The sequence below is a fragment of the Sphingomonas sp. S1-29 genome (assembly GCF_026167545.1).
Classification (GTDB): Bacteria; Pseudomonadota; Alphaproteobacteria; order Sphingomonadales; family Sphingomonadaceae; genus Sphingomonas.
The window spans coordinates 2,469,435-2,487,184 of the sequence record NZ_CP110678.1; the positions used below are offsets into that span (position 1 = coordinate 2,469,435).

Annotated in this window: 11 protein-coding genes and 1 tRNA gene; 5 read left to right on the forward strand and 7 right to left on the reverse strand. The window is 66.3% G+C overall.

Annotation, left to right across the window (positions count from 1 at the left end):
- Positions 1-32 precede the first annotated feature (32 nt).
- Positions 33-824 carry a metallophosphoesterase gene (locus tag OKW76_RS11805; protein ID WP_265549078.1) on the reverse strand — a complete coding sequence of 264 codons (792 nt, stop codon included), beginning with the start codon at positions 822-824 and terminating at the stop codon, positions 33-35.
- A complete protein-coding gene (locus OKW76_RS11810; RefSeq protein ID WP_265549079.1) occupies positions 821-1,627 on the reverse strand; it encodes a hypothetical protein in 807 nt (268 codons plus the stop codon). Before OKW76_RS11810 ends, OKW76_RS11805 begins: the two co-directional genes overlap by 4 nt.
- A gap of 343 nt (positions 1,628-1,970) precedes the next feature.
- Here OKW76_RS11810 and OKW76_RS11815 point away from each other — a divergent pair, with 343 nt between their 5' ends.
- A complete protein-coding gene (locus OKW76_RS11815; protein ID WP_265549080.1) occupies positions 1,971-3,296 on the forward strand; it encodes an amidohydrolase in 1,326 nt (441 codons plus the stop codon).
- Between the two features lie 21 nt (positions 3,297-3,317).
- Here OKW76_RS11815 and OKW76_RS11820 read toward each other — a convergent pair whose 3' ends face one another.
- The 3 genes from OKW76_RS11820 to OKW76_RS11830 all read right to left on the reverse strand — a co-directional run bounded on the left by OKW76_RS11820 (position 3,318) and on the right by OKW76_RS11830 (position 7,144).
- Positions 3,318-4,274, reverse strand: coding sequence for an endonuclease/exonuclease/phosphatase family protein (locus OKW76_RS11820; protein ID WP_265549081.1), 957 nt, complete (start codon positions 4,272-4,274; stop codon positions 3,318-3,320).
- Between the two features lie 49 nt (positions 4,275-4,323).
- A complete protein-coding gene (locus OKW76_RS11825) occupies positions 4,324-5,493 on the reverse strand; it encodes an MBL fold metallo-hydrolase (protein ID WP_265549082.1) in 1,170 nt (389 codons plus the stop codon).
- A gap of 127 nt (positions 5,494-5,620) precedes the next feature.
- The gene (locus OKW76_RS11830; RefSeq protein WP_265549083.1) at positions 5,621-7,144 is read right to left on the reverse strand and encodes a fumarate hydratase; all 1,524 of its coding nucleotides are present in this window, start codon (positions 7,142-7,144) and stop codon (positions 5,621-5,623) included.
- Between the two features lie 182 nt (positions 7,145-7,326).
- Between OKW76_RS11830 and OKW76_RS11835 the strand changes: the two genes are divergently transcribed.
- Both OKW76_RS11835 and OKW76_RS11840 read left to right on the forward strand, forming a co-directional pair.
- A complete protein-coding gene (locus OKW76_RS11835) occupies positions 7,327-9,687 on the forward strand; it encodes a TonB-dependent receptor (RefSeq protein ID WP_265549084.1) in 2,361 nt (786 codons plus the stop codon).
- Positions 9,688-9,851: 164 nt separating this feature from the next.
- Entirely contained in the window at positions 9,852-10,535 is a 684-nt protein-coding gene (locus OKW76_RS11840; protein WP_265549085.1) for a Fe2+-dependent dioxygenase, read from the forward strand.
- 140 nt (positions 10,536-10,675) lie between these two features.
- Here the strand turns inward: OKW76_RS11840 and OKW76_RS11845 are convergent, their stop codons facing one another.
- Positions 10,676-15,301: an NAD-glutamate dehydrogenase gene (locus OKW76_RS11845; protein ID WP_265549086.1), complete on the reverse strand. Its 4,626-nt coding sequence runs from the start codon at positions 15,299-15,301 to the stop codon at positions 10,676-10,678.
- A 75-nt stretch (positions 15,302-15,376) separates the two neighbouring features.
- On the reverse strand, positions 15,377-16,669 hold the full coding sequence (locus tag OKW76_RS11850) for a hypothetical protein (protein WP_416221863.1): 1,293 nt from the start codon (positions 16,667-16,669) through the stop codon (positions 15,377-15,379).
- 183 nt (positions 16,670-16,852) lie between these two features.
- On the opposite strand from OKW76_RS11850, the gene OKW76_RS11855 reads away from it, so the two are divergent.
- Both OKW76_RS11855 and OKW76_RS11860 read left to right on the forward strand, forming a co-directional pair.
- Positions 16,853-16,928, forward strand: a tRNA-Thr gene (locus tag OKW76_RS11855).
- Between the two features lie 597 nt (positions 16,929-17,525).
- Positions 17,526-17,669, forward strand: a complete 144-nt coding sequence (locus OKW76_RS11860) for a hypothetical protein (protein WP_265549088.1) — start codon at positions 17,526-17,528, stop codon at positions 17,667-17,669.
- Positions 17,670-17,750 lie beyond the last annotated feature (81 nt).

The window sequence follows — 17,750 nt, forward strand, 5'->3', positions numbered from 1 at the left end:
TCTATATCGCTGCCAAGCAGTTCAGCCGTATTCTAAGCGACATCTTGCTCGCGGTGGTCGCTCGCGCGAATGACCTCTATCTCGCGATCATCTATTCGGATGGCGGTCAATACGCCCGTTTCATATGCCCCGGTGTCGATGCCGATACGATGACCGAGAATTTCTGGCCGATTGCCGATCCAGGTGTGGCCATGAACGATCACCGACCGCGAGGGCCGCGGATGGTCCAAGAAATCATCCCTTATCCATAGCAGATCGTCCGGCACCTGCTTCTTCAGCGCGATGCCGGGCCGAATCCCGGCATGGACGAAGGCATAGCTTCCGATCTCAACCATCGGCTCCAAATTGTTCAAAAGCCGGTGATGCGCTGCCGGCATGGCGTCGAGCAGCGCGTTTCGCAGCATGACGAGCGAGGTCGCATCGCTCGCGGAGTCGGCGGGAACCGCGATGCCGTAGGATTCGAGGGTTTCGCGTCCTCCGAAATCGATCCATTTGCCATGTCGTTCGGGGTGTTCGATGAACATCCGAAGCATCGCTTCGTGGTTGCCGTCCAGGAAGCGTGCATCCACCGCGCCCGACCGCTCGAGCAAAACCAGGGCAGTCATCACCTTGGACGAGCAGGGGCCCCGGTCGATATAATCGCCACACAAGATAATGGTGGGCGTGACGCCGTGATATCGCGCTGCCGCATCACGAACGATTTCCTCGAGCAACGCGCGCAACAGTGCGTAGCAACCATGAACGTCGCCAATGGCATAAAGTGGTTGCCCGTCGGTACGCGCACCCGCTGGCGCGGCGTGTACCTCGCGCTCGAGCGCGATCACCGCTGCCGCACGCGATCGCGCGCTACCGCGTCGTCGGCTAGCCTGCGCACATCGAGCGTGATCTCGCGGTACAAGCGCAAGGCATCGTCGGGGCTGGTAGCCGCTTCGTCGGCCGCGCGATCCCAATCGCGTCCGTACGCGCGAAGGGTCCGCTGTCGGACACCGGCCGCATCGGCCCGGTCGAACGCCTCGACCAGCGCTTGCTCGGCAGCCGCGACGCGCGATGCCATGCAGGCGCCATTGCGGTCGTCGCACGCGGGACGATCGGCCAGGGGCGCCGCCGGCGCCGTTACAAGGTCCGGCGCCAAACGGTAGGGCGCACGCCGCACGCTGGTGGGTGGCTTGGCAGGGGGCGCGTCGGCAACCGCCAATGGCTGATCGGCGACCGAAGGCTGGACTGCCGGCGGTGATGCTTCGGGATCCGCTGGCAACTCGGCCCCCGAAGAATCCGCAACCAGGGTAGCCGTCGCGCCAGTATCCCCGCTCGCTGCGGTATCGGCTGGCCTGTTGCGCGCAAGCTGGCCGATTTGCTGGCGAGCGATCGTCCGATCGGATGCCGCTACCTGCTCGGGTACGTCGAGCGTGGTTTTCCCGACCAGTACCCCTGCACCCACGGTGGTGATCAATAGGGTCGCGGCGATCGCGACCTTCCAGCCATGCGACCTTCCACGTGCCTCATCTGGTAAGGCGGCTGCCGACGCCTGCGGGGCTACCTGAATTTCGGTTCCCAATATGGCAGCCATATCGTCCGCCACCGACGGCCCGATCTCGCGCCGCGCCCTCGCGCCGACTTCATACACCATGGGGCAAACTCGTTTTCAGCATCGGTGCGGCACTGCCCGCCGCCGCATTAACCTCTACTGTATACCTGGCGGTAACCACCTTGGCCAAGCGCGACGCCCAACCGCTCAAACCCCCGCTGTCCTACAAGCCCCCGCCTTGATACGCTCCCCCCAATGACCACGCGCCCTCATCCCCGACCGGCATCGCGTTGCAATCACCCGGAGAGGGGCAATCCATGGGGGACGTAGTGTAGCTTTTGTAGCCTTCCGAGCCCGCACCACTCCCGCGACTCGCCGAATCGCCGCCCCTCGACAGCCCGCGATCGCGCGCTAGTCTCGGCCCACAACCACCGGGGGAATCCACATGCGTCATCTGCTCGCCGCCACCGCCTTTCTCGCGCTCGCCGCCACGCCTGCGCTCGCCGAGCCCGATTACGCCCCCGCGGTGAAGGCCGATTATGACAAGCAGCTCGCCAGCCTGTTCGACTGGTTCCACCGCAACCCCGAATTGTCGTTCAAGGAGGTCAAGACCTCGGCGCGCATGGCGCAGGAATTGCGCGCGATCCCCGGCATCGTCGTGACCGAGAAGGTCGGCGGCACCGGCGTCGTCGGCGTCATGAAGAACGGCAACGGCCCGGTGGTGATGATCCGCGCCGATATGGACGGGCTGCCGGTCGAGGAGAAATCGGGGCTCGCGAACGCATCGAAGGTGCGCCAGGTCGGGGTCGACGGGGTCGAAGCGCCGGTGATGCACGCCTGCGGCCACGACACCCACATCACCTCGATGGTCGGCACCGCGCGGCGGCTGGCGGCGATGAAGGATCGCTGGCAGGGCACCGTCGTGTTCGTCGTCCAGCCCGCCGAAGAGCGCGTCGGTGGCGCGCGCGCGATGGTCGCCGACGGGCTCTACACCCGCTTCCCCAAGCCCGATTATGCGCTCGCACTCCACGTCGGCGCCGAACTGGGCTCGGGCAAGGTGACGGCGTCGACCGGCATCCAATATTCCTCGTCCGATTCGGTCGACATCACCGTCCCAGGCATCGGCGCGCACGGTGCCAGCCCGCACCAGGGCAAGGACCCGATCTACATGGCGTCGCAGCTGGTGATCGCGCTCCAGGGGCTGATCAGCCGCGAGCGCCAGCCCTTGGTGCCCGGCGTCATCACCGTCGGCGCGTTCAACGCCGGGCTCAAGCACAACATCATCTCCGACGAGGCCAAGCTCCAGGTGACGGTGCGCGCCAATAGCGAGGAGGAGCGCAAGCGGCTGCTCGACGGCATCCGCCGCGTCGCGCGCGGGGTCGGCGAACTCAATGGGATGGCGGCGGACAAGATGCCGGTGGTGAAGGTGATCGAAGGCACGCCGACGACGATCAACGATTCGGCGCTCGCCGAGCGGCTCAACGCGGTGATGGTCCAGGCGCTGGGGCAGGCGAATGTCGAGCCGTTCGAACAAAAGGGCATGGGCGCCGAGGATTTCGCCTATTTCGTCCAGCCCGACAGCGGGGTGAAGGGCTATTATTTCGCGGTCGGCGGCACCCCCCAAGCGGCGCTCGACGCGGCCAAGGCGGGCGGCCCCAAGATCGGCTCGCACCACAGCCCCGAATTCAAGGTAGAACCCGAACCCGCGATCGTCACCGGCACGATCGCGATGACCGCCGCAGTGCTCGACCTGATGAAGCCGGGGGCGTAGCGACCGGCGCCGGGCGGGGGCTCACACCCCCCGCTTGCGCTGGATCAGCTGGTCGAGCACCGCGCCGTCGATGTCGGTATTGATCTGCACCCACAAGGGCAGGTGGTCCGACAGCTGGTAGGTGAACTGGTCCTTGGTCAGGTCGGGGAACAGCGGCTTGTGATCGCTGGCGTAGAAATCGAGCACCCCACCGGCGAGCGTGAAATCATCGCCATGGTGGGCGAAGTGCATGATCTGGTCATAGCGTTTGTCGCGCGCCAGATTCGATCCGAACTCGTCCTTCAGCAGCGCCTTGGGGATGGTGAGGCCGGTCGAGGTCAGGGCGGCGAAGGCGGCGCTTTGCCGGCTGGGGATGTTGAAGTCGCCCATCACGATCCAGTCGATATCCTCGCGCGTCTTGTCCTTGATCTTGCCGTCGATCCAGTTCGCCAGCCCCTGGATTTCGGCGGCGCGCGCGGCGATGCCGTCGCCCCAGCGGACATGCACCGTCAGCGCGATGAAATCGTAATTGCCCGCGCGGAACGAGGCATAATAGGGTGCCCGCCACCAGCTGGCATCGCTCAGATACTCAGTACCGCGCTTGGTGCGGGGCGGACTTGCCTCGGCCGCCAGTCCGTTGAAGATGCAGGCGCGGCTGTCGAAGACGTAGCAGATGCGCTCGCGATTGCCGCCGGGATCGGCGATCGCGTCCGAATAGACCGCATCCCAATACGGCCCCAAGATCGGCAGGATCCGCTGCAAATCCTGCAGATTGTCGCGCGTCTCGACGATGCCGACCAGGTCGAACTGGCCGATGATCTCGGCGATGTAATGGATCGCCGCCTGGGTGCGCCGCTTCTTGCCGAACTCGCGGATGTTCCAGGTCGCGATGTTGAGTGTTTCGTCGAGCTTCGACGGGGGGATGCCGGCGGCGTCGATCCGCTTGCGCAGCAGCTTCAGCCCCTCGGCGATCTCCAGGCTGACATTGCCGTGAAACATCCTGCCCGCTCCCCCGACCCGAGCCGCGATGGTAGCACGGAGGGCGGCTTCACGGGAGCGCCGTTACCGCCGCCGTGGTCGCACAGTGCGCCAAACGCGCCTCGTCGAGCGCCGCCGCCGTTGGGGTCAGCGGCGGCACCGCAACCGCGCTGCCCACCGCCACCGGTGCGAAGCGCGCGGGGTCGAGGCCGCTGCACTGCATCAGCGCGGACAGCATGCGCGGCGGGGTGGTGCGCGCCTCGCTCGACAGTTTGAACGTGCCCCAATGGATCGGCAGCGCAAAGGGCTGGCCCAGCCGATCGCGCACCTGAATCGCCTGGGGCGGGCCGATATGATTGTCGGTCGCCATCTGCCCCGGCGCGAAGCGGAACGCGCCGATCGGCAGGATCGCGAAGCGCACCGGCCCCAGCGCCGCCGCCTCGCTCGGCCATCGTCCGTCGCCAAAGCCGGTATCGCCGGCGAAGAACAAATTCCCCCCGGGCAGCGTGACGACGAAGCTCGACCACAAGGCGCGGTTGCGGTCGGTGAACCAGCGGCTGCCCCAATGATGGTTGCGAGTCACCGCAACCTCGATGCCGGGCCGCAACGCGATCCGCTGCCCCCAGTCGAGCCGCCGCGCGGGCACCCCGACCTGGCCGATGACGCTGTCATTGCCCAGGCTGGTGACGATCACCGGCCGGTCACGCTGCCACAGCCGCTCGAGGGTCGCCTGATCGAGATGGTCGTAATGATTGTGGCTGACCAGCACGAGGTCGATCTTGGGCAAATCGTCAAAGGCGATGCCCGGTGCCGTCACTCGGCGCGGCCCGAAGCCCAAGGGGCCGGCGGTGTCGCTCCACACCGGATCGGTCAGGATATTGAGCCCCTGTGTCTGCACCAGCACTGTGGCATGGCCGACCCAGGTGGCGACCATCGCCTGCCCCGCCACGCGCGGCGCGGGCTTGGCCGGTCGCACCGGCACGCTGGCCGGCCATGCCGCATCGCCTTCGCCGGTGATCCGCTTCATCAGGAACCGCCCGCGATTGCCGCCGCCCGGCGGCGCGGGGTCTTCGCCATCGGGATTGAAGAACCGCGCGCCATCGAAATGCCCGCTGGCTGGCCCGCGATAATAGATGCGGTCGAGAAAGCGCGGCACGATCGTCACCGCCAGGCAGGCGGCGACCACCAACCACAACAGCACGACCCCCGCCCAGCGCAGCAACCGCATACCCAACGCCATCACAAACCTTGCTGCCATGAAAGGTTGGGCCTCAACCGACGGCAATGGCAAAGGTGCCGCTCCTGGGGCGCCGTGGACCCCGGAACAAGTCCGGGGTGACGCGCAACGGCCCGAGGCAGACCCGCGTTCAAACCCCTGCCAGCAACCCTTCCCGAGCGATCTTCTCGCGCCACACCAACGGCGCCAGATGATGGACATTCTGCCCTGCGCTATCGACCGCCACCGTCACCGGGAAGTCCTGCACCTCGAACTCGTAGATCGCCTCCATGCCGAGATCGGCAAAGCCAACCACCTTCGACCCCTTGATCGCGCGCGCCACCAAATACGCCGCGCCGCCGACCGCCATCAGATAAGCCGATTTGGCCTCGGCGATCGCCTGCGTCGTATCGACCCCGCGCTCGGCCTTGCCGACCATTGCCAGCAGTCCCTGGTCGAGCATCATCCGCGTGAACTTGTCCATCCGCGTCGCGGTGGTGGGGCCGGCGGGGCCGACCACTTCCTCGCCCACCGGATCGACCGGCCCGACATAATAGATCACGCGGCCCTTGAAATCGACGGGCAGCGGCTCGCCGGCATCGAGCATGTCCTTGATCCGCTTGTGCGCGGCGTCGCGCCCGGTGAGCATCTTGCCATTGAGCAACAGCCGGTCGCCGTGCTTCCACCCCTGCACGACGTCGGGCGTCAGCGTGTCGAGATCGACACGGATCGCCGCCTTGTCGGGCGTCCAATTGACGTCGGGCCATTGGTCGAGCTTGGGCGCCTCCAGATAGGCCGGCCCCGATCCGTCGAGCGTGAAGTGCGCGTGGCGGGTCGCGGCGCAATTGGGGATCATCGCCACCGGCTTGCCTGCCGCGTGGCAGGGAAAGTCATAAATCTTGACGTCAAGGATCGTCGAGAGGCCGCCCAGCCCCTGCGCGCCGATCCCCAGCGCGTTGACCTTGTCGAAAATCTCGATCCGCAGCGCCTCGATATCCGATTGCGGGCCGCGCGCCTTGAGCTGGCCCATGTCGATCGGCTCCATCAGCGATTGCTTGGCCAGCAGCACCGCGCGCTCGGCGGTGCCGCCAATGCCGATGCCCAGCATCCCCGGCGGGCACCAGCCGGCGCCCATCTGCGGGATCATTTCGAGCACCCAGTCGACGATCGAATCCGACGGGTTCATCATCTTGAACTTCGACTTGTTCTCCGACCCGCCGCCCTTGGCCGCGACGTCGATCGAGACGGTGGTGCCGGGCACCATTTCGACATGCAGGACGCTTGGCGTGTTGTCCTTGGTATTGCGCCGGGTGAAGGCGGGATCGGCGAGGATTGAGGCGCGCAGCCGGTTTTCGGGGTGGAGATAGGCGCGGCGCACGCCTTCATCGACGACCTCCTGCAAGCTGCGCGAGGTGTCGTCGAGCCGGCAGTCCATGCCCCATTTGACAAACACATTGACGATGCCGGTATCCTGGCAGATCGGCCGGTGCCCCTCGGCACACATCCGCGAATTGGTGAGAATCTGTGCGATCGCATCCTTGGCGGCGGGCGATTGCTCGGCGGCATAGGCCTCGCCCAGCGCGCGGATGTAATCCATCGGATGGTAGTAGCTGATGAACTGCAGCGCGTCGGCGACGCTTTCGATCAGGTCGGCGCTGCGGATGGTGACGGTCATGGGGCAGGGGTCCGTGCTTCGGTTGGGTTGCGCGATCGATACGAGGCCCGCGCCGGTGCGCCAAGCCGTCGATCGAAAACATTCGTCGAACCACCGCGACAACGTTGCGACCTATTCGCATTTGCATTGACAGTAAGAATGACTCGCAATAACCATCGCCGAAACGACAAGGGGTTTCGGTCTTGGTTTCATCTTCCTCGGGCGCGGCATTGCCCGCCTTTCTCGCGCTGTCCTGTGTCGGCGCACTGGTTTCCAGTCCCGCTTATGCTGCCGACCCCGTCGCCGACGATCGCCCGCAAACGCGGCAGGAGCGCCGCGACGATCCGCAGCGCGACGACATCGTCGTGACGGGCCTCCACGAAAAGGACACGCTCGAAAGCCCCAAGGCGACCGCGCCGCTGCTCGATACGCCGCAGACGATCACCGTCATCAGCGACCAGACGCTGCGCAAGCAGAACCTGCTGACGCTGCGCGACGCGCTGCAGACCGTCCCCGGCATCACCTTCGGTGCGGGCGAAGGCGGCGGCGGCTATGGCGACAGCATCAACCTGCGCGGCTATTCGGCGAACAACGACATCACCCAGGACGGCGTGCGCGACACCGCGCAATATAGCCGCACCGATCCGTTCAACCTGCAGCAGATCGAAGTGTATAACGGCGCCAATACCGTCTTCAACGGATCGGGATCGGTCGGCGGGACGATCAACCTGGTGTCGAAAGTGCCGCAGGCGCGCGACCTGACGATCGTGTCGGCAGGCATCGGCACCGACCAATATTATCGTGCCTCGGTCGACAGCAATGTGCGCGTCAACGATCTGGTCGCGGTGCGGCTCAACGCGATGGTCCATCGCAACGACGTGCCCGGCCGCGACGTCGAAAAGTTCGAGCGCTGGGGCGTCGCACCGTCGATCACGATCGGCGTCGACGGGCCGACCAGCCTGACGCTCGCCTATGTCCACCAGCAGGACGACAATGTGCCGATCTTCGGCAGCCCCTATTATGCCGCCGCGGGCGGGGTGCCCGAGGGGATCGACGATTCGGACTATTTCGGCATCGCCAACCTCGATTCGCAGCAAAGCGAGGTCGATCGGCTCACCGCCACCTTCACCCACCAACTGAGCGACGCGCTGACGGTGCGCAATCTGACGCGCTACCAGCGGGTGTTGCAACCCACCGTCACCAGCGCGCCGCAGGGGACCTTCTGCCTGTCGACCGGCCGCACCCCGCTCGGCGTCGCATGCCCTGCCGCCACCCAGACCACTGCCGCGCAGAACACACCGGGCTTCTATTATCCCAGCGGCCCGCGCGGGCTGGTGCGCGATCAGCTGAACGACCTGCTCTACAACCAGACCGACCTGACTTTGGTCTCGGGCACCGCGGGCCGGCTGCGCAACACCCTGGTGGTCGGCGCGTCCTATGCGCAGGAAGATTATGTGCTGGTGACCGCCAATCTGCTGCGCAATCCGGGCGGCGCTTTGCCCAATCCCGCGCTGCCGCCGATCGCGATCGGCGATCCCAACACCGACTATACCGGCCCGATCAACCGGATCGTCACCGGCCGGTCGCAGGGCGATAGCCGGTCGACCGCGGTCTACGCCTTCGACACGCTCGAGATCGGCGAGATGGTCGAGGTGAATGCCGGGGTCCGCTGGGAGCAGATGGACGCGGTGTTCCGCGCCGACACCTATGCCACACCGGCAACCGGTGGCGCGATCACCCGCGGCGTCGACCAGCTCAGCGACGAGAACCTGTTCAGCTATCGCGGCGGTGTCGTCTTCAAGCCGGTGCCCAATGCCAGCCTCTATGCAAGCTACGGCAATTCGAAGACGCCGAGTTCGGCGACGGTGCGGCTGGGCTGCACCACCGCCTGCGACGTCGCTCCCGAAACCGGCGAAAGCTACGAGATCGGCGCCAAGGCCGATTTGTTCGGGCGCCGGCTCCAGCTGACCGCGGCGGTGTTCCGCAACGAGCGCACCAATTTCCGCGTGAATACGAACGATCCGGTCGCTCCCTCGGTGCAAGTGCTCGATGGCCGCTCGCGCGTCGATGGCATCGCGCTGGGTGCGTCGGGCAACATCACCCCCGCCTGGAGCATCTTCGCCAACTACACCTACCTCGACGGCGAAATCCTGCAGAGCGTGTCGGACTTCTGCCTCGCCAACCCCGGCGCGACCGGTTGCGGCAATTCGGCCGGCCTACCCGATCCACAGGCTGGCAACGTGCTGATCCAGACCCCTGATCATTCGGGCAGCCTGTTCACCACCTACACGCTGCCGTTCGGGCTGCAGCTCGGCTATGGCCTGACCTATCAGGGTAGCTTCGCGCTCAACCAGTCGTCGCTCGCCGCGCCGATCCAGCTCGAGGGCGAGGATTTCCTCACCCACCGCGCCTTCCTGTCCTACGCCTTTGCCGGCGGGCTGACCGCGCAGGTCAACATCCAGAACCTGACCAACGAGCGTTACTATACCGGCATCCGCAACAATGGCTGGGCGACGCCGGGCGATGCGCGGTCGGCGGTGCTGAGCGTATTCTACAGCTTTTGAGACAGCCCCCGTCCGTTCGTCCTGAGTAGGGACTGAGCGAAGGCGAAGGCCCGTATCGAAGGACATGCCCCAAGCGGGCTTCCTTCGATACGCCGCTTCGACAAGCTCAGCGGCTACTCAGGACGAACGGTTATGCTTCAGGCTATGACGGCTAAGGAATACCCATGCTGATCGCGATCCCCGACCTGTTCGACGCCGCCGGGGTCGCGCGGCTGCGCAACCTGATCGATCAAGGCGACTGGATCGACGGCAACGCCACCTCGGGCCCGCAATCGGCGCTCGCCAAACGCAACGAACAGCTCGCCGAGGGCAGCGTCGCGGCGCGCGAGGCCGGAGGGCTGGTGCTCGATGCGCTGGGGCGTTCGCCGCTGTTCATCGCCGCCGCGCTCCCGGCAAAGGTCTTCCCGCCCTTGTTCAACCGCTATGCCGGCGGCCAGGCGTTCGGGGCGCATATCGACAATGCGATCCGGATCCAGCGCGGCAGCGACTTTCGCATCCGCTCGGACCTGTCGGCGACGCTCTTCCTCGCCGATCCCGCCGACTATGATGGCGGCGAGCTGGTGATCGAGGATCGCTTCGGCGAACAACGCGTCAAGCTGCCCGCGGGGCATATGGTGCTCTACCCGGCATCGTCGCTCCACCGCGTCGAGCCGGTCACGCGCGGTGTGCGGGTGGCGTCGTTCTTCTGGCTGCAATCGATGGTCCGCGACGACGGCGCGCGGCGGCTGTTGTTCGATCTCGACCAGTCGGTGCAGCGGCTGGGCGGCCAGCTGGGGCAGGGCGACCGCTCGGTGATCGAGCTCACCGGGGTGTACCACAACCTCCTGCGACGCTGGGCCGAGGTGTGACCCATTATCCCTCTCCCCTTTGGGGAGAGGGTGGCTGACCCCGGCGAAGGCCGGGGGGAGGCCGGGAGAGGGGCAGTTGGAGCGCTTCCTCACTGCCCCTCTCCCAACCCTCTCCCCAAAGGGGAGAGGGCTTTAGAAGATCACCGCCCCAGCAGCACCCTGGCCTGACCCGCGATCTGCGCCAGCATCGCCGCGCTCGGTGCCGGCGCACGCCGCGCGCGCTGCACCAGCGCGGCGAATTGCTCGACCCGTGGCTTGTTCGCGCGCAGCCAGCGATCGACCGCCGCCTGCGGATCGGCGCCGCCCGATCGGCCGATGAAATCGAGCCGCAATTGCTGGAAATCGCGCGCAAGCCCCGCGATCAGCAACCGCTCCCACGGATCGCCCGAGCTGACGCGCGCCGCATTAGCCTGCGCCCAATCGAGCCCCAGCGCGCGCCCCAAATGGGTGAAGGCGCGCGTCAGCACCGCTTCCTCGATCCCGAGGCGTGCGCTCAGGTCGGCCAGACCGACCGCGCCGTCCATCTCGAAGATCCGCACCACCTTGCGCACCAGCGGCTTGGGCGCGCCGACGCCCTCGAGCCGGCCGGCGATCCGGCTGCTCTGCGCACTCGCCTCGTCGAGCAGCAACTCGCGCGTCTTCTTGTCGAGGTCGGCGATGCCGGGCTTCAGCCGTGCGACCAGGTCGGCGGGGCTGGTGCCGCTCGGCGCGGTGCGCAGCAGATCGGCCATCTGCGATCGCACCGCCACCGCGACCTCCTCGAGCAGCGCGAGCCGCGCCGCCTCGGGCATCGCGGCGGTCTCGATCTCGGCCCATAGCCCAGGCAGCCCGAACAGCTGTTCGGCGGCGACGAAGGTCGCGGCGATGTCGGCCATCGCCGCCCCCTCTTCCTCGGCGAGCTCGAAGGGGTGGAGCACGCCCAGCCGGTTGACGATTCGGTTGGCCAATTTGGTCGCGACGATCTCGCCGCGCAGCCGATGCTCGCGGATCGCGGTCGCGAACTTGCGGCGCATCTGCGACGGGAAGGCGGCGATCAGATCGGGCTCGGTCGCTGCATCGGTCGCGAGCGCGGATTGCTCGATCGCTTCCTGCAGCGCCAGCTTGGCGGTGGCGAGCAGCACCGCGAGCTCGGGCCGCGTCAGCCCGCGCCCTTCCTGCGCCACCCGCAGCAGATCTTCGTTGCTGCCCAGCCCCTCGACCGCGCGGTCGAGCTTGCCCGATGCCTCGAGGATTTCGATCAGCCGCAAATAGCTCGGTACCGTCACCGGGCCATCGGCTTCCATGAACGACAGCGCCAGCGTCTGCAGCCGGTTGTCCTCGAGCACCAGATGCGCGACCTCGTCGGTCATCGACACCAGCAGATCGTCGCGCTTGGCGAGCTTAAGCCGGCCCTCGGTCACTTCGCGGTTGAGCGCGATCTTGATGTTGACCTCGTTGTCCGAACAATCGACGCCCGCCGAATTGTCGATGAAGTCGGTGTTGATCCGCCCGCCCTTGGCCGAAAACGCGATCCGCGCCGCCTGGGTGACGCCCAGATTGGCGCCTTCGCCGATCGCCCGCGCGCGCAGATGTTCGGCATTGACGCGGGTGCGATCATTGGCGGGATCGCCGACATCGGTGTGGCTCTCATGCGCCGCCTTCACATAGGTGCCGATGCCGCCGAACCAGATCAGGTCGGCTGGTGCCTTGAGGATCGCCTGGATCAGCGTCGTCGGATCGAGCGCCTCATCCTCGATCCCCAGCATCTCGCGCACCTGCTTCGACAGCTTGATGCTCTTTTCCGACCGCGCGAACACGCCGCCGCCCTTTGAGATCAGCGCCGGATCATAATCGGCCCAGCTCGACCGTGGCAGCGCGAACAGCCGCGCGCGCTCGTCCCACGATGCCGCCGCATCGGGGGCAGGATCGAGGAAGATGTGGCGATGATCGAACGCCGCCTGCAATCGGATCGTCTTCGACAGCAACATGCCGTTGCCGAACACGTCGCCCGACATGTCGCCACAGCCGACGACGGTGACCGGATCGGCCTGCACATCGACGCCCATTTCGGCGAAATGCCGCTGCACCGAAACCCACGCGCCCTTTGCAGTGATGCCCATCGCCTTGTGGTCATAGCCCTTCGACCCGCCGCTGGCGAAGGCATCGCCCAGCCAGAAGCCGCGCTCCTGCGCCAGCGCGTTGGCGACGTCGCTGAAGGTCGCGGTGCCCTTGTCGGCGGCGACGACGAAATAGGGGTCTTCGCCGTCATGGATGACGACACCCTCTGGATGCACTACCGCGCCCTCGACGATATTGTCGGTGATCGACAGCAGCGAACGGATGAAGATGCGATAGCTTTCGGTGCCCTCGGCCAGCCAGGCATCGCGGTTCGCGGGCGACGGCAGCTGCTTGGGATAGAATCCGCCCTTGGCCCCGGTCGGCACGATCACCGCGTTCTTCACGCGCTGTGCCTTCATCAGCCCCAGCACTTCGGTGCGGAAATCGTCGCGCCGATCGGACCAGCGAAGCCCGCCGCGCGCGACCGGCCCGGCGCGCAGATGGATACCCTCGACACGCGGGCTGTAGACAAAGATTTCGCGCCACGGCAGCGGTTGCGGCAGGCCGGGCACCAGCGCGCTGTCGAGCTTGAACGCCAGCGCCTCATTGGCGGCGGGCGACCAGGCGTTGGTACGAAGCGTTGCCATCACCACGCCGCGATAGGTGCGCAGGATGCGATCGTCGTCGATCGCCGATACCTGATCGAGCCCGGCGTCGATCGCCGCGGTCGCCTTTTCCATTGCGGCCTCGGCACCCTTGCGCGCCGCCGGATCATGCGCGGCGGCAAAGCGCGCGATCAACGCGCGCGTCACCTTGGGCGCGCGGTGCAGCGCGTCGACGACGGTCGCCAGGCCATAAGGCAGCCCGGTCTGGCGCAGATAGCGGAACCAGGCGCGCAGCAGCACCACCGATTGCGGCGCCATGCCGCTCTCGACGATCAGCCGGTTGAAACAGTCGTTCTCGGCGCGGTTTTCGAGCACCGCGCGGATCGCCGCCTCGACCACTGGGGCATCGAGATTGCGCTCGGCATCGGGCGCGCGCGGGATCTGGACCAGGAAGTCGTGGATCACCGGCGAGCTGTCGTCGATCAGATCGGTCGGCACCTCCTCGATCACGCGGAAGCCGAAATTCTCGAGCACCGGCACCGCATCGGACAGCGGCAGCGCGCCGCCGGTGCGGTAGATCTTGATGCGGAAGATATTGTCGTCGAGATCGTCGTCGCCGATGATCCGCACCTGCCGCGCGTCGTGATCGCCAAGCTCAGCCAGCCGCAACACGTCCTGCGCCGCCTGCTCGGCGGTCGTGGTGGTGCGGTAGTTTGCGGGGAAGGTGGCGGCGTAGCGCAGGGCTAGCCGCGTTGCGCGGCTCGGCGCCACCTCGGTCAGCGCCGATTCGACCGCGGCGTTCCAGCCGCGCATCATCCGCACCAGCCGTTCGTCGAGCGCCGCGACGTCGGGCATCCGCCCCTCGCCGCGCAGATCGAGCGTGTAGCGGATCAGTGCGATCTCGCCATCGTCGACGCTGATCGTCCAGTTGAGCAGGCTGGCGTTCGCGGCATCGGTCAGCATCGTCCCGATCGCGGTGCGCCGCGCGGTCGACAATTCGTCGCGCGGCAACCAGACGAAGGCGAACAGATGCCGCCCGAGCGCGCTCTTGACCAGCACCAGCTTGGGGCGCGGGCGATCGGCGACCGACATCGAGGTGAGGGTGAGCTGCTCGAGCGCCTCGACCGGGAAGGCGGTGGTCAGGTCGTGCGGCAGCGCGGTCAGCGCGTGCTCCATCGCCTTGCCGGTATGCCCGCGCGGATCGAAGCCGAACCGGTCGACCAGGCTGCGCAGGTTCGTGCGCAGCCGCGGCACCTCGTTGGCGCTCGCATGCAGCGCGGCGCTGGTCCAGAGCCCGGCATGGATCGACAGGCCGACTATCTTGTCACCTTCCCGCACCGGCAGCAGCACCAGGTCGAGCGGGACGCGGCGATGCACCGTCGCGATGCAGTTCGACTTCAGCAACAAGGGCGCCGCGCCGCCGCGCTCGAACCATTCGATCGCCAACAGCCGCGAGGCCTGCGCCAGCAGCGGCACGTCGAACTGCTGCGACGCAATCCCCAGCGGCGTGGTCGCGCGGCCGTCGCGATACCAGGTCTCGTTCCCGAGCAGCGTCATCTTGCCCGACAGGAACCAGCGCAGCAGCGCCGCGCCTTCGTCATCGGCGGTCTGGTCGGCATCGGCGGCGATCGCCGCCTGCAGCGCGGGCCAGTCGTTCACCGCCTGGCGGACATGGCGCAGGTTGCGCTCGAGCTCGGCCATCAGTTCGCGGCGTGGCTTGGCGTCGATCCGGTCGGTCTCGATATAGATCATCGATTCGCGCGCGCCCGCCGCGTCGATCTTGTCGAGCGTGCCGTCCTCGGTGCGGACGACCGGCAGCACGGGGTGGATGATCCGCTCGATCGGGATGTCGTGCGCGGCGATCGTCGCGGCGATCGAATCGACCAGGAAGGGCATGTCGTCGTTGACGATCGCCAGCCGCATCCGGCGAAGCTCGCCGCGGTTGAAGGTCTCGATCGCGATCGTCGGCGTGCCGGGCGGTCGCTGGCTCGCGGTCTCGACGACGAAGCGCACCGCATCGGCGCGGTCGGCAGCGCCGAAGCCTTCGAGTTCTCCTGGGAGCGCGTGTTCGAACAGTCGCGCGTCGATCGCCTTGGTCAGCGATTTGCTTGCTTGCTTCAACATGGGCCTGCGTATGCGCCCCGTTTCCGCGGCACTCAAGCGTTGTGGCAGCCCCGACCTGCTCGGCAGGGCCGGAAATCAGCCGCCGGTGCTGCGGATCGCCTTTTGCGTAAGCCCAGCCGAATCGTCGATCCGCGCGACGACGTCGAGCATCCCGTCGCTGCCCGCGCGCGCCAGCAGCAGCACGAACTCGTCGTCGCCCGCCGCGATCGCCACCTGCGCGATCGGCGCACGCGTCCGCAGCGTGGCGGCTGCCTTGTCGAGCGTGTCGGGCTTGGCCGCCGGCCGCCGCGCCGCGCGTTCGGCGGCGACCAGTCCCTTGATGCCCCCCGCCGCTCCCGCCAGGAACGCAGCGAAGTCGGCGGGTGCGACATCGTTGCGCCGCGCATGCATCAGCACGCAGGCGAATTCGGTCAGCCGCGTCTTGTCATATTCGATGCCGAGCACGAGCTTGATCACCGGCGTCATCGGCGCCCGCGCCTGCGGCTTCAGTCCCCAATCCTCGAGCAGGCCGGCATAGCCCTCGGGGTCCTTGTCGGCGGCCGCGGCAAAGGCATAGGCGTGGTTGAGCGTGCGATACAGCGCCGCGCGCGATCGATTGCTCGATACCCGCAATTCCTCGGCGCAGGCGCGCGCATGCGCCAGATAGTCGCTGAGCTCGGCGTCGGCGTCTAGATCGCCGTCGAGATCGGGGTCGTCATGCTTGGCCGGCGGCTCCTGCGCCGCCGGCTCGAACCCGCCGCTCGGCCCGTCGGCCCAGACGGGCGCGGCGGCGGGCGCGCGCGGCGTCTCGCGGCGCGCGGCGTCGAGCTCGGCGTTCAACCGCTCCTGCGTCTCGGCGTCGACCAGTTCCTTCCAGTTGATCACGCCATAGATAAAGTCGATCGTGTCGTCGTCGGACGAGAAGGGCATCAGGATGCCGCGATACAGCGTGTTGTGCCCGCGCTGGCCGACGAACTCGGCCTCGAAGCCGATCGGCGCGCGGTTGGCGATGATCTGCAGATAATGGTCGGTCAGCCGCGACAGCAGCGATCGGCTGGGCACCTGGCTGATATGCGTGATCGACGAATCGACGAGCGTCTCGTCGCGCAGCGCGCGGCCCAGATACTGGATCGCCGGATCCTCGATCCCCATCGAGAAATCGAGCAGCACGCTGTTGGGGCCGAAATCGGCGATGTTCGCGGGATCGAGATCCTCGATCGACGGATAGGCGCGCCCGTCGAGCAGCGAGACCCAGTGATTATAGGCGCGTACATGCATCCGCCGCTCATCGGTGCCGATCTCAGGTGGCCGGTCGCTGCCGCCATCGGTTGCTGATTCGGTGACGCCATCGCCCTCGATCCGGCCCGCTCCGCTATGCGCCATGTCCATGTCGTCGTATCCCCACGCGGCCCGTTCGCAATGCCGGTTGCGCTGCTTGTGCAGCATGCGTGGTAAACGATGCGTAAAGCCGCCTGCGCGATCGCTGCGCGATCGGCGGCAACGCTTTGGCAACGCTTGTCAGCCATAACCGCGACTGCTAAGCGCCGCCAACACGACGGCCTTGGCCATCGCGCCGCCTTAGCTCAGTTGGTAGAGCATCGCATTCGTAATGCGGGGGTCACAGGTTCGAGTCCTGTAGGCGGCACCATCCCTTCCGGATCTTGTAAAGTCACCAAGAGCGGGCGTTGCTGCTCGCCAGTAGCGCTTTACATCGGCATTTGGTGTTGTCTCGTCGTTGGGACGAGCGTTCGAGACTGGTGCCCGATACGCACGTGGTTCGTGGAATGGGTCGGCGAAGCGGTGAAAGTCGAGGTGCGGATCCAGCCTAAGTGAAGCATCACTGCCGCCATGATCGGCGGCGCGCCCGATCTGTACCGCAGCTTATAACGCATCCAACAGCGTTTTGCATTGAGCGGCAACAGGCAACAGGCAACAGACAACAGGGGGCCGTGAAACGGTACCCCGGACAATGGGTGCCCACGCTGCTTGCGTGTGGCGTGCCTAGCCTTGACCATAGGGCTAGAAATCCGTGTGGCCCGCACATCATGAGCCTTCGCTCTCGGCGTCATTCGGGTAGAAAACTGGTACCATCGGCGCCCCCTAACCTGTGTCAAGCTGTGCTTTATTGGCCGGTCAGTGGTCGGAGCAGGCGATGGCGCGACGAAGCGCCATATCTCAACGTTAAGGCTTGACGATGGTGGGAACCGAGATCACCTGATTGTTACAATATGGAGAAAGGCGTGCTGTGCTCGATGTTTCACGTGAAGTGATTGCCTATGGCCTGCTGTCGATCATGCTACTGGTCGGTGGGGGAATGGCATTCGTTGTTCAGAAGCGGCGCAAAAGGGAAAAACTTCGTCGCCGGGGTATCAAGCATTACGGTCATTAAAACGGTCGAAGGTATTCCCCCCGTTTTCAATCTTTGAAAGGCCTATTTCGGTTTAGGAGCGGCGAGCATCGTCTATTTGCG